The organism is Luteimonas sp. A534, assembly GCF_054072805.1.
In genome coordinates, this window is record NZ_JBSVRR010000005.1 from 141199 (window position 1) to 153528 (window position 12330).

Consider the following 12330-nt stretch of genomic DNA (forward strand, 5'->3'; position numbering starts at 1 on the left):
AGGCTGTCCTGCCGGCGCGGCGCGCCGAAAACCCGGATTGTAGCTTGCTGTCGACGCGCCTCAGCTGGCGCCGGCCAGCTGCGCGGCGACCCAGCGCTCGGCGTAGCCGCCCAGTCGCGGGCCTTCGATGAAGCCGCAGTGGCCGCCCCACTGCGCGAGCTCCAGCTGCGCCGCGGGCGGCAAGACCAGCTGGTGGAAGCCCTCCACCGGGATCACCGGATCGTCGGCGCTGGTCAGGATCGAGGTCGGGATCGTGAGGCCGGCCAGGCGGTCGCCGGCGATCGAGTAGCGGTCGAAGTAGCCTTCCAGGCTGCCGAAGTCGGTGTGCCGCAGCACCAGCCACTCGGTGAGTTCGCGCATGCGCAGGCGCAGCACCGCGTCGTCGAAGCCGACATGGCTGGGGAACAGTTCCCGCTTGCGCAGCAGCGACCGCCGCCAGCTGCGCTCGAAGTGGCGTACGTACAGCGGCAGCCCCCGCTCCATCGCCTCCATGGTGCGCGCCGGATCAAGCACCGGGCACACCGCCGCCACCGCATCCAGCGGCAGGCCGGCCGCGGGCGCCCGCAGCGCCAGGCGCAGCGCGAAGTTACCGCCCAGCGAATGCCCGGCCACCACCAGCCGCGGGCGCGGCATGCGGGTGGCGACGTCGAGCGCCGCGTGCACCACTTCATCGATGCGCGCGGAATGGAAGATGTCGGGGTTGAGGTGGTGGCTGTCGCCGTGGTCGCGGAAGTTGAGCCGGAACACGTCGTAGCCGCGCGCCAGGAAGCCGGCCGCGGCCAGGCAGACGTAGGCCGATTCGGCGCTGCCCTCCCAGCCGTGCAGCAGCAGGGCCATGCCGCGCGGCTCCACGCCCGGCAGCCCGGTGTGCAGGCCGATCAGGCGCACGCCGTTGCCGCCATCGACGATCAACTGCTGCGTCCGCGCGCCGGCGGCGGCCAGCGCGGCCAGGCCCTTGCGCCGGCGCGGCAGGCTGCCGGCCAGCACCGATTGCACGTGGGGGTTGCGCAGCCAGCGCGGCGGACGGTAGCCGCTGGCGTGCGCCGGACTCACGGCCCCTGCAGGGCGGCGACGATGCGCTCGCGGGCGACCCTGGCAATCGCCGCGCGGCCCTCGGCCTCGCCCGGCATCACCGGCTCCAGGAACACCACCTCGGCAACCCGCGAGGGCTCGCCGAGCAGGCGCAGGAAGTTGCCGAGGAAGTGCTCCCGCGGCCAGAACGCGACATCGCGCTGGGCCTCGCCGCCGGCGCCATAGCGCAGCGCCACCGGCTGCACCGGCACACCGGTCTCCACCGCGGCCATGAAGATGCGGGCATGGAACGGCCCGACCTCGCTGCCGTCGCGGGTGCGTCCCTCCGGGAACACGCCCACCGACTGGCCGGTGCGCAGCCGCGCGATCATCACGTCCAGCACGCCGCCGAGCGATTCCTGGCTGCCGCGCGCGTGGAAGATGGTCCCGCCGCGGCGGGCCATGCGCCCGACCAGCGGCCAGCCTTCGATCTCCTGCTTGGCGACGAAGCCCATCATCCGCTGGCTGTGCAGCGCCGAGATGTCCATCCAGCTGACGTGGTTGGCCACGAACAGTGTGGCGCCGGGCAGCGGCGTGCCCAGGCGGCGCGTGTGCAGGCCGAAGATCCGCAACAGGCCGCCCTGCCAGGAACGGACCAGGCGGGCGCGCAGGCTTTCGCCGCCAAGGTCGATGCGATCGCTGGGCAGCATGAGGCCGATCATCACCAGCGGCAGGTGCACCAGCGCGTGCCAGAGCAGCATCGGTACGCGCAGCGCATAACGGCCCGCGCGCGCCAGGCGGTCGCCGGCGGGCGTGGTGTGGACATGGGGGGAACGCATGGCCGGAACGATACCGGATGGCCCCGGGCCCGGGTAGCAGCGGACAGACGCTCAGGCCGCCGGCACCACCGCCAGGGTCAGTCGCGAGATGCAGGCCAGGCGGCCGCGGGCGTCTTCGATCCGGATCTCCCAGACCTGGGTGCTGCGCCCGACGTGCAGCGCGCGCGCGGTGCCGGTGACGCGGCCATCGCGCACGCCGCGGACGTGGTTGGCGTTGATCTCGATGCCGACGCAGACCTCGCCTTGGGCGACGCACATGTTGCCGGCGCTGCTGCCCAGGGTTTCTGCCAGGAGCACCGAGGCGCCGCCGTGGAGCAGGCCATGGGGCTGCAGGGTGCGGGCATCCACCGGCATGGTCGCGACGAGATGGTCGTCGCCGATATCGATGAACTCGATGCCCAGGGCTTCGATCGCGGTGCCCTTGGACAGGGTGTTGAGGGCGGCCAGGTCCAGGCGCTGGCGGAAGATCGAAGTCGGGGTGTTCATGAGGGGATTCCGGTTCCCGGGCTGGCGGCAGGGGCGCGCCAGCCTAGGTTCGGTTCCCCCCCGGGTCAAACAGCATCGATCAGACCAGGCGGAAGCGTGCGATCGGCTGGCTGGCCGGGGCGTAGCGGTGGGCGGCGGCGTAGCCACTGCTGCGGCCGTAGCCGGTGCCGAAATCGCGTGACGGGTAGCGAGAGGGGAGCGCTGCATTGCGGCTGGTGGCGGTGGAGGCGGCGGGGGCGACCAGGGCGTTGGAGTCGGTGCGGTACATGGCGGTGTCCTTTGCTGGGGGGTGTGGCTTGGTGTGTTGGTAGACTACTACACCACCCGCCTACTGCAATAGGTCAAAGGTCATGATCGCCCGTTTCGGCGGTCCTGCCGACGAACGGTCATCCGGAAGGAGGTTCAGAGGATCGGGGCGAGCCCGGCGCCAAAGGCGGTGAAGATGCGCGTCAGCAGGCTGCGGAAGCCGATGCTGACCTCCGGGAAGTCGCCCACGGGCTCGTGGCACGCGCGGAAGTGCGGGTCACGGATCGACGGCGGCTCGGGGCAGTCGGGGCCGGGGCGGAACTCGTAGCTGGTGGCATAGCGCGTGGGCCAGAGGTCGAACACCGGCAGCGATTCCGAAACCTTGCCCAGCGAGTAGTCGAGACCGGAGAGCACCACCGGTCGATCGCGCGGGGCGATGGTCCAGGCGTTGGCGGGCGCCATGTCACGGCGGATGCTGGCCGCGAGCGCCTGCGCGAAGGCGGGGTCCTCGATCACCACCGCGCTCTCGGTGTTGTAGTTGTCGCCGCGCGGATCGAAGTTGTGGGTGCCGACCACGCCGATGCGCTCGTCCACCACCAGCGACTTGCCGTGCAGGCCGAAGCGCACGCCGCCACGCTTGAGCGGCACGCGGTCGTGCGCGGAGAAGCCCGACCAGCGCAGCGCCGAGTACTCGCGCTCCAGCGGCCGCGGCCGCGAGCGGCCTTCGTCGGCCTGCGCCGCGCCGGCATCGCCCAGATCCACGGTGCCGGTCGCCTCGACGTCGATCGGCGCGTCCTGCGGAAAGGGCTTGAACTCGTGGATTTCGAAGCCGAATTCGCGCAAGTGGCGGCGCTTGTACTTGTACGACAGCGCATAGGTGATGAAGGCGTCGGTGGCCGCCAGGCTGTTGGTCGACACCAGCACCCGCGGCGGATCCTCGCGCTGCCGAAGTTGGCGGAACAGGTCCTGCGCCGAGGGCGACAGCACCAGGTAGGGCGTCTGCAGCAGGATCTCCTCCTGCGCCCCTTCGATCAGCTCCAGCAACCCGCGCGTGGACGGCGCGACCTCGTCATGACCGGCGCGGTGCTTCTGCGGCAGGTCGGAGATGAAGACCACCTCCCCCACCGGCAGCGACTGGGCCGCGAGCGCGCCGACCAGCATCGCGTCGTCGGCGTCGCGCGAGATCCGCTCGACCCGGGCCGGCAGCGTGAAGGGTTCGTGCGGCAGTTCCGGCACGCCGTCGCGCAGCAGCAGGCGGCCGACATCCGAGAGGCCCGGCAGGCTGCGGGTCAGTCGCGCGTCCCAGTACAGCTCGAAGCTTGCGGCCATCTCCGCCACCACCGGGCCGGCGACATACAGGTCGCGGTCGCGGAAGTTGTATTCCGGGTCCCAGTCGTAATAGCTGTCCTGGTAGTTGCGGCCGCCGGTGATGCCGGCCACGCCGTCGACCAGCAGCAACTTGTTGTGCATGCGCTGGTTGAGCCGGCGCCAGCAACAGGCCGCCGCCAGCACGTACTGCGGATAGTTGATGCGCGCGCGCCCGAGCACCGGGTTGTAGATGCGCATCTCGAAGTTGACGTGGGCGCCGGCCAGCGCCGCCAGGGTCTCGACCTCGCGCAGCGCCGAGAGCTGGTCCACCAGCACCCGCACCGTCACGCCGCGCCGCGCCGCCGCCAGCAGCTCGTCGAGGAACATGTGGCCGGCGTCGTCCTCGTCGAAGATGTAGGTCTGCACGTCCACGCTGTGCTGCGCCGACCGCACCATGCTCAGCCGCGCCAGCAGGGCGTCCTGGCCGTAGTCGAGGATCAGCGCGTGGTGGCGCGGCGCATCGGGCGCGCTGGCCGCGAGCGCGTCGACACCCAGGGTGCGCAGCGGCGACGGGGTGGCGCAGGCGTCTTCGCGGGCGCAGTCCACCAGCACCGAGCGCGCCTCGTCCGCGATGCGCGTCGCAGCCGCACCCTGCTCGGGGGTCAGCGCGCAGCCGCCGCCGGCCAGCAGCAACCAGGCGAGAACCAGCAGTCGTGCCCGCATCGTCACTCCACGCCGCCCTGTGCGCGAATGCGCAGCTGGAAGCGGACCTTGCGGCCGATCGCGAAGCTCCAGCGGGTCATGCCGTAGTCGGCGCGGTCGATGATGCCCGCGGCCAGCACCGGGCAGTCCACCGCCGGCCGGCTGCAGGCCGAAGGCAGCATCGTGAACACCTCCCGCTGCTGCACGTCACGGATCTGGAGCACGCCGGGCAGCGCGCCGCCATCCACCAGCAGCGCGAGAACGAAAGGGTCGGACACGAAGGTGATGGTCGGATAGCGCTCGGACTCGAAGAAACCCTTGCCGCGCGTGAGGTGCGTGTGGCGCAGGTTGCCGAGGATCTCGACGTCGGTCGCCGACAGCGACAGCCAGACCTGCTGGCGGCCGTCGCCGAGGTCGCTCAGGCGGCCATCGAAGACCGGGAAGCGGCCGTCGACCACCTCGCCCCAGCGGGTGACGAGGCTGAATCCAACCTCGGACCGCAGCGGGTCGATCTCGGCCGCGCGGACAGGGGCCGCGGCCGCCAGCAAGGCGACCACCACGAGTACGCAGGCGTGCAGGCCGGCACGGCTCACGGCCACCAGAAGTCGACGAGCATGGCCGCGCCGGGTTCGACCTCGGCACCCACCTGCAGCCGCAGCACCGCGACCGCCCCCGGGGGCATGCCCCGGTAATCGCCCGACTGGCCGCTGTGCAGCAGCGCGGCGAGGCGCTCGAGTCCCGGATTGTGGCCGACGATCATCAGCCGCCCGACGTCGCGGTGCTGGTCGGCCAGCGCCGCCAGCGTGCCCGCGGTGGCGTCGTAGATCGCCGGTTCCAGGCGCTGGTCGACATAGCCGATCACGCCCAGCACCGCCTCCAGCGTTTCGCGGGTGCGTCGCGAAGGCGAATACAGCACCTGGTCGGGCAACAGCTTCTGCTCGAGCAGCCAGCGGCCGGCGGCTTCGGCCTCGGCCTGGCCTTCCGGCGACAGCGGCCGGTCCATGTCGGCATGGCCGGGCCCTGCCGCCTCGGCGTGGGCATGGCGCAGCAGCAGGATGTCCCTGGTGTCGTTTTCCATCGCGCGATCCTCCATGCCGTTCCGTGGGCCCGTCACGCCTTGCGCAGCCACTTCAGCAGCGGCGCCCAGTCTTCCTGGTGCTTGCGCACCTGGGCCGAACGATAGTCGAACATGCTCCGGCCCAGTCCCGTGAGCAGGATGTAGGCCTGGCTGTCGCGCAGCGAGGCCACCACCGGATAGGGCCACTGGTCGAGCAGCTCGAGCGTGGCCTGCGACGCATTCGTCCAGGGCTTCATGCGGTTGGCCACCAGGCCCACGCGCAGGTCGCCGCGGCGGACGCGGTGATGCTGGGCCAGGGTATTGAGGAAGGGCACCGTGGCGTCCAGGTCCAGCGCCGAAGGCTGCACCGGCACCACCACGGCGTCGGCGTGTTCAAGCCAGTGTTCGAGGTCCGCCGCCATCGCCCCGGCCGGGGCGTCGATCACCACGCGCTGGGTGTCCTCGGGGAGCGACTTCCACGCCGTCTTCGCGCGGCTGGCGCCGGCGATCGGCAGTACCGCGGCGTCCAGCCCGGCACGGCGTTCCGCCCAGCGCGTGGAGGACTGCTGCGGATCGGCATCGATGATCGCCGTATGCAGGCCCTCGACCGCGGCGTGCGCGGCGATGTGGGTCGCGATCGTGGTCTTTCCCGCACCGCCCTTGGAACTGGCCACCAGCACTGTCTTCATGCGCCCTCCGGTCACGTTCGCCAACGTACGGCAGTCGAGGGTACACCGCCCGGCGCAGGATCGCGCACATAGAATGCCTCCGTTCCCGACACCCTCCGCGTGTGACAGATGAGTGACCTGAAGGACCTGGCCGCGCTGATCCGCGCCGACACCCCGCTGATCATCGTCGAGACCCCCGACGAGCCGCGGGTGGTCGAACTGTTCCGGCAATCCCTGCTGCACGTCTGGCGCGCGCTCTACCGCTGGACCATCACCGAAGGCCTGCGCCGCCTGGACCTCGACGGCGAGGACCCGGCCGAAGACGCGCCCGACGCCACCACCACGCTGCGCGCGATCCATGCCGCGGAACAGCGTGGCGTCTACCTGCTGCTCGATTTCCACCCCTACCTGGGCTACGCCGGCACCCAGCGCATGCTGCGCGACCTGGTGCAGCGCCGCGGCTGCCTGCCGCACGTGCTGGTGCTGGTGGGCCACAAGGTGGAACTGCCGGCCGAACTCGAGGCCAAGGCGGTGCGCTTCCGCACCCGCCTGCCCGACGCCCGCGCCCTGCTCAAGCTGGTGCGCGAGGAGGCCGAACGTTACCAGGTCGAACACGGCGGCCGCCGCGTCGAGGCCGATGCCGAGGCGGTGCAGCTGATCGTCCGCAACCTGCAGGGCCTGTCGCTGGGCGACGCCGGCCGCATCGCCCGCCAGCTGATCTTCAACGACGGCGCGCTGCGCCACGATGACCTGCCCCGCCTGGCGAAGCTCAAGTTCGAGCTGCTCAACCGCAGCGGCCACCTGCACTACGAGTACGACACCGCCGGCTTCGCCGACGTCGCTGGCGCACGCGCGCTCAAGCGCTGGATCGACCAGCGGCGCGCGGTGTTCACCTCGGGCAGCGCGCCGCCCGGGCTGGATCCGCCCAAGGGCGTGCTGCTCTTGGGCGTGCAGGGCTGTGGAAAGTCGCTGCTGGCGAAGTCGATCGCCGGCGGTTTCGGCGTGCCGCTGGTGCGGCTGGATTTCGGCACGCTGTACGACAAGTTCCACGGCGAGACCGAGAAGAACCTGCGCGCCGCCCTAGAATCGACCGAGCAGCTCGCACCCTGCGTGCTCTGGATCGACGAGATCGAAAAAGGCCTGGCCTCGTCGACCGGCGACGGCGACGGCGGCGTCTCGCGGCGCGTGCTCGGCTACCTGCTGACCTGGATGGCCGAGCGGAAATCACACGTGTTCCTGGTGGCCACCGCCAACCAGGTGCACGACCTCCCCGCCGAGCTGTTGCGCAAGGGCCGCTTCGACGAGATTTTCTTCGTCGACCTGCCCGGTGCGGACACGCGGCGTGAACTGTTCGCGCTGCACCTGGGCAAGCGCGAACTGGACCCGACGGCTTTCGATCTCGACGGCCTGGCCGCCGCGGCCGACGGTTTTTCCGGCGCCGAGATCGAGCAGGCGATCGTCTCCGGCCTGTACGCCGCGCACGCCGCCGGCACGCCACTCAACGACTTCATGCTGCGCGCCGAGATCAAGCGCACCCGGCCGCTGTCGGTGGTGATGCGCGAGCAGGTCGAGGCGCTGCGCGGCTGGGCGCGGGGACGGACGGTGCCGGCGGACTGAAGGGCCTGCGCGCGGGCAACGCGCAGGCGCGCCGGTCAGTCGGCGTTGATCAGATGCGGGCGCGTGCCGTGGCGGGCGTCCATGGCGTTGCGCTCGGTGTGCAGCAGCTCGAGCTCTTCCTTGGCCAGGCCGCCGTGCAGCGTTCTCTTGAGTCCGTTGAGCCACGGGACGCGGTGGGGATCGGGCAGCGCGCGCACATCCAGCCGCAGCTGGTAGCGCGCCTCCGGCGTCATCGCCATGTACTCGCGGGCGCTGGGCAGGGCCGGCACCGCGGTCGGTCCGGACAGCACGAACCGCAGCCCGCGTCCGATGGCCGCGGGCACCACACTGCCGTGGTCCTCGCCCGCGATCTCGGCCATGTCCACGATCATGCCCGGGGCCGCCGCCAGCTGCTGGGCCGCGGCGCGCGCTCGCGTGACCTGCCCGCGCTGCGTGAGATCATCCCGGGCTTTCGCCGCGCTGTCCGGGCTGCTGGCCCAAGCGCGCGGATGCACAGCCTCCTCGAACTCCGCGGCCAGCAGCATCACCCGCACCGGCGTATCGCCCGGCGTGCGTGCCTTCGCGAAGGCTTCGACCTCACCGCTCAGGCCGTGGCCGCCAAACCAGAATGAACTGCTCATGCCGACGTAGCTCTCGAAGGCATCCGGATGGCGCGTCATGACGCGCGTTGCGAACATGCCCGCAAGCGAATGCCCCATCAGCGTCTGCCGGGCGCGGTCGACCCTGTAGTCGCGTTCGATCCGGGGCTTGAGCTCGCTCTGGATGAACTCGAAGAAGTCCGCCGCGCCGCCCGTGGGCGCCTTTGCACGCGGCTCGGCCACGGGCACCGTCAGGTCCCAGGTGCGCCGCGCGCCGATGTCGGCACCGGGTGGGTAGCCGATGCCCACCACCAGCGCACCGGGATCCGGCCCGGCGTCACCCCTGCGTGCATGTGCACGCACGGCTTCGACCGTGGTCAGGAACATCGCATTGGCGTCGAGCACGTAGATCACGCGGTAGCCGCCTTCGGGCGCCGGATAGTCCGGCCAGGCCACGAACACCCGGTATTCCAGCCCGGTGCGCGAGCGCAGCAGCGTGGTTTCGGAGTCGGGCAGCGTGACCGGAACCACCGGGGTCGCGGCAGGCTGTGCCCAGGCCAGGCAGCCGGCGGCCGGTGCCACGACGGCACATGACGCGGCCAGCAGGCCGGGCAGCAGGAAACGGTACAGACGCGTCATGTGGCGGTGCTCCATCGATTACCAGCGCTTGTCGAAGGCCAGGACCAGCGAACGGCCCAGCGCCGTCGCGTTGGCCGGGTCGTAGGGATCGGCCAGCGAGTCGTTCGCGGCCGTGCCGCCGTCGACGAAGGGCGGGGTGCGATTGGTGAAGTTGACCGCTGCGAAGTTGATGCGCGAATCCTGGAAGAAGCCGCCGATGCCGGAGAGATCGTAGTCGACGTTGAGGTCGAAGGTGGTCCAGGAATCGATCCTGACCGGACGCGTGGCCGCCACCGGCATGCCCTGCGCATTGGGCACGAAGCAGCCGCTCGCGCATTCGTAATCGTCGACGTAGTTCATGGTCAGCGTCGCGCGGACGTTGCCGGACTGCCACGACACGCCCTGCTGCGAACGCAGCTCCACCGGGTTGCCGACCGGGCTGTACTTGCCGAGCTGGTCGACGTAGTCGCCGCCGGGAATGGCCTGGACCTCGTAGCTCTTGAGCCAGGTGCCGCGGGCGAAGACGTCGAAGGCACCGGCGCCCGCGGTGTCCCAGCCGTAGCGCAGGCTGAAGTCGACACCGTCCATCTTCAGCGAGGCGAGATTGAGCTGGGTGGCGTTGACGATCATGGCCACGTCCCCGGGCGCCTGCACCGGACCCGCGCCCAGCTGCCCGAGGTAGCGCGGGTCGTTCTCGATCAGGGCGCGCACGCGATCGATGCCGGGGTTGATCTCCAGGCTGTCGATGTACGGCGTGCTGCCGGTGGCAAACAGCTGCGCGAGGATGCCGCCCAGCGCGCCGGCCTGGATGCGCACGATGCGGTCGTCGACCTTCAGGTTGAAGTAGCTCGCGCCGATCTTCAGGCCCGGGGCCCACTCGGGCGCGTAGTCGAAGCCCAGCGTCCAGGTTTCCGACTCTTCCGGCCGCAGCGTGGGGCCGGCGCCACCGCTGACGACGATCGCGGTGAAGGTGCAGTTGCCCGGACCGCCCGGGGTGCCGGTGACGCCGTTGAGCGGCACCATGGTGGTGTCGCAGGGCGCGTTGTACAGGTCGGCACGCATGAAGGCGCCGTTGCCGCCCGTGATCGGCTGCACGCCGTTGTAGGCGTAGCGCATGGGCGGCGCATGGAACGACGTGCCCCAGCTGCCGCGCAGGCTGAGGTTATCGGTCGGCTTGAAGTCCAGGCCGACCTTCGGGTTGAAGGTCGAGAAGTGGCCCAAGCCGCGGCCGCGCTCGTAGCGCCCGGCAATCGACAGATCGAGCTTCTTCGCGAACGCCGAGGCGTTGTCCTTGCCGATCAACGGGAACGCAAGTTCCGCGAACAGGGCGGTGACGTCGCGCTGCGTGGTGCCGAAGCGGGCGTACTGGTCTTCGATGCTGCGCCAGTTGAACTCGAGTTCGCCGCCGATGTGCTCGCGCCGCCAGTCGACGCCCGCCGCCAGCTTGGCGGTGCCCCCGCCCATCGCGAACAGGTCGCCGTCGACCTTGAAGCTTGCCTGCGCCAGCCAGGAGGTGAAGTCGAGGTTCTCGTAGCCGATCAGCTGCGACAGCACCTGCTCGGACAGGCCTTCGGTGGTCCAGGGATTGAAGGGCTGGTAATCGAGCTGCGCGCAGTACGCCAACGCCGCGGGACTGGCGTTGCCGGGGAGCCCGAGGCTGCACTGGATCGAGGTCGGCGCCTGCACGCTTCCGCCGGCGGTCGTGGGCAGGTAGTCGTAGATGTTCGCGTTGCGCTGCACGTCGGAATCACGGCTCTGCTCGTCGCGGCTGTAGGACAGCGCCGCGTCGCCGCGCCAGCTGCCGCCGAGCTCGAAGCTCGCACCGATCGATGCCGCCAGGCTGTCGACGCCCACCTCGCGGCCCAGCGGCCGGTCGTCGACGACCACGCCGAAATTGTTCACCACGCCCGGGATGAAGTACGGGTTGGACGGACCGAGAGTGCCGTAGAGCGGGAGATAGCCCTGGTTGTACTCGCCGCGGCGACGCGTATAGCGTAGGTCGGCATACAGATCGGTGGACTCGCCGACGCGCTGCTCGAAGCCGAGGAATGCGGCATGCCGGTCCATCTCCGGCAGGATGTCGACCATCTCCCACGCGTTGTAGGTATTGCCCACGCCGTCGGTGACCGCGACCAGGTCGGCCGCGGTGAGGCCGGTGCCCGCGCCGCCGGGGACGCGATACACCACGTTGCCGTTGCCGGCGGCACCGCCTGCGAACAGGTTGGCCGCGCTGCCGGCGCGGGCCGCGGCGCGGCGCCAGTTGACGCCACCCCGGCTGCTGAAGTCGCCACCGTTGTGGATGCCAAGGTCGGTCGCGAGCAGGTTGTCCTGGCGGTTGAACTCATAGCCAAGCACCATGCCGCCGCCGTCCCACTGCCGGCCCCAGGTCTGGCCGAACTGGTACTGGTTGGCGCCGCCGTCGGTGGTGCCGACGCGGAAGGTGGTGTGCGCGCCGTCGTCGCTGCGCTTGAGCAGGATGTTGACCACGCCGCCCACGGCATCGGATCCGTAGACGGCCGAGGCGCCATCCAGCAGCACTTCGATGTGCGACACGGCATTGGTCGGGATGTTGGAGATGTCGACGAAGTCGCCGTACTGCCCGGACGCGGCGACGCGGCGGCCGTTCACCAGCACCAGCGTCGACAGCGCGCCGAGGCCGCGCAGGTTCACGCCCTGGCCGCCGGTCATGTTCGAGCCGGCCACGCTCGCGTCCTGCCCGCCCTGCGAGTTGTCGCTCATGCCCACGCCGCCGGCGAAGTTGGCCGGCAGCTCGCGCAGGAAGTCGCCGATGGTCGCCTTGCCGCTGGCCTTGATCTCCTCGGCGCCGATGACCAGCACCTCGTTGCCTGCCGGCGTGGCGCCACGGATGTTGGTGCCGGTCACGACCACCGTGTCCAGCGTGTGCCCGACATCGGCTCCGGCCTGCGGCGTCTGGGCCTGCAGTACGCCCGAGATTCCCAACGCCAGCAGGCTGACGCCGCCGACCACTCCCCTAAGACAACGTGCACGCTTGCTCATGATGCTTCCCCGGAAGATCCTGATGGGTGAATCGCCGTGCATGGCGATCGATTTCTTCCATCACACTGATGCGGTGACAGGCGATGGACGTGGTGGCCGATATGAGCAGAGGCGTCGAATGAATGTCAACAAATTCCGATATTTTTACCGGATCGCTCGGCGGTTGATCGTCACTGCGGCGA

11 protein-coding genes are annotated in these 12330 nt (G+C 70.3%); 1 reads left to right on the forward strand and 10 read right to left on the reverse strand.

Features of this window, described 5'->3' with window-relative positions; all coding sequences use genetic code 11:
* Positions 1-60: 60 nt before the first annotated feature.
* From ACW5F0_RS12485 to ACW5F0_RS12520, 8 genes are all read right to left on the reverse strand, one after another.
* The gene (locus ACW5F0_RS12485) at positions 61-1053 is read right to left on the reverse strand and encodes a YheT family hydrolase (protein ID WP_456966078.1); all 993 of its coding nucleotides are present in this window, start codon (positions 1051-1053) and stop codon (positions 61-63) included.
* The gene (locus ACW5F0_RS12490) at positions 1050-1850 is read right to left on the reverse strand and encodes a lysophospholipid acyltransferase family protein (RefSeq protein ID WP_456999850.1); all 801 of its coding nucleotides are present in this window, start codon (positions 1848-1850) and stop codon (positions 1050-1052) included. Before ACW5F0_RS12490 ends, ACW5F0_RS12485 begins: the two co-directional genes overlap by 4 nt.
* Positions 1851-1901: 51 nt before the next feature.
* Positions 1902-2336 (reverse strand): hotdog fold thioesterase, encoded by a 435-nt coding sequence (locus ACW5F0_RS12495; RefSeq protein ID WP_456966076.1) that lies wholly within the window; start codon positions 2334-2336, stop codon positions 1902-1904.
* 79 nt (positions 2337-2415) lie between these two features.
* Positions 2416-2604: a hypothetical protein gene (locus ACW5F0_RS12500; protein ID WP_456966075.1), complete on the reverse strand. Its 189-nt coding sequence runs from the start codon at positions 2602-2604 to the stop codon at positions 2416-2418.
* Positions 2605-2738: 134 nt separating this feature from the next.
* Positions 2739-4619 carry a phospholipase D family protein gene (locus ACW5F0_RS12505; RefSeq protein ID WP_456966074.1) on the reverse strand — a complete coding sequence of 627 codons (1881 nt, stop codon included), beginning with the start codon at positions 4617-4619 and terminating at the stop codon, positions 2739-2741.
* Positions 4616-5185: a YceI family protein gene (locus tag ACW5F0_RS12510; protein WP_456966073.1), complete on the reverse strand. Its 570-nt coding sequence runs from the start codon at positions 5183-5185 to the stop codon at positions 4616-4618. The genes ACW5F0_RS12505 and ACW5F0_RS12510 overlap by 4 nt, the downstream gene beginning before the upstream one ends.
* Positions 5182-5670, reverse strand: coding sequence for a SixA phosphatase family protein (locus ACW5F0_RS12515; protein ID WP_456966072.1), 489 nt, complete (start codon positions 5668-5670; stop codon positions 5182-5184). The genes ACW5F0_RS12510 and ACW5F0_RS12515 overlap by 4 nt, the downstream gene beginning before the upstream one ends.
* 32 nt (positions 5671-5702) lie before the next feature.
* Positions 5703-6338 (reverse strand): nucleotide-binding protein, encoded by a 636-nt coding sequence (locus ACW5F0_RS12520; protein WP_456966071.1) that lies wholly within the window; start codon positions 6336-6338, stop codon positions 5703-5705.
* Positions 6339-6446: 108 nt separating this feature from the next.
* On the opposite strand from ACW5F0_RS12520, the gene ACW5F0_RS12525 reads away from it, so the two are divergent.
* A complete protein-coding gene (locus tag ACW5F0_RS12525; protein ID WP_456999851.1) occupies positions 6447-7934 on the forward strand; it encodes an AAA family ATPase in 1488 nt (495 codons plus the stop codon).
* Between the two features lie 35 nt (positions 7935-7969).
* Here ACW5F0_RS12525 and ACW5F0_RS12530 read toward each other — a convergent pair whose 3' ends face one another.
* Together ACW5F0_RS12530 and ACW5F0_RS12535 are read right to left on the reverse strand one after the other, a co-directional pair.
* Positions 7970-9151: an alpha/beta hydrolase gene (locus ACW5F0_RS12530; RefSeq protein WP_456966069.1), complete on the reverse strand. Its 1182-nt coding sequence runs from the start codon at positions 9149-9151 to the stop codon at positions 7970-7972.
* Positions 9152-9169: 18 nt separating this feature from the next.
* Positions 9170-12148 carry a TonB-dependent receptor plug domain-containing protein gene (locus ACW5F0_RS12535; RefSeq protein WP_456999852.1) on the reverse strand — a complete coding sequence of 993 codons (2979 nt, stop codon included), beginning with the start codon at positions 12146-12148 and terminating at the stop codon, positions 9170-9172.
* Positions 12149-12330 lie beyond the last annotated feature (182 nt).